Raw genomic sequence first — 219 nt, forward strand, 5'->3', positions numbered from 1 at the left:
CGATGAGGGATTCGAACCCCCGACCCCCTCGGTGTAAACGAGGTGCTCTGAACCAACTGAGCTAATCGCCCAAAGTTATTTAAACTAAGGTCTTTTACTGTACGGTAAAATAGTGGGCGATGAGGGATTCGAACCCCCGACCCCCTCGGTGTAAACGAGGTGCTCTGAACCAACTGAGCTAATCGCCCAAAGTTATTTAAACTAAGGTCTTTTACTGTA

General features: G+C 47.9%; 1 tRNA gene. It reads right to left on the reverse strand.

Going from position 1 to position 219, the window contains the following annotated elements:
• Window positions 1-113 precede the first annotated feature (113 nt).
• Window positions 114-188: transfer RNA gene (locus tag GOQ24_RS15965), tRNA-Val, on the reverse strand.
• Window positions 189-219: the final 31 nt, after the last annotated feature.

Origin of the sequence: Myroides sp. LoEW2-1 (assembly GCF_009767705.1) — a bacterium.
Taxonomy (GTDB): Bacteria; Bacteroidota; Bacteroidia; order Flavobacteriales; family Flavobacteriaceae; genus Flavobacterium; species Flavobacterium album_A.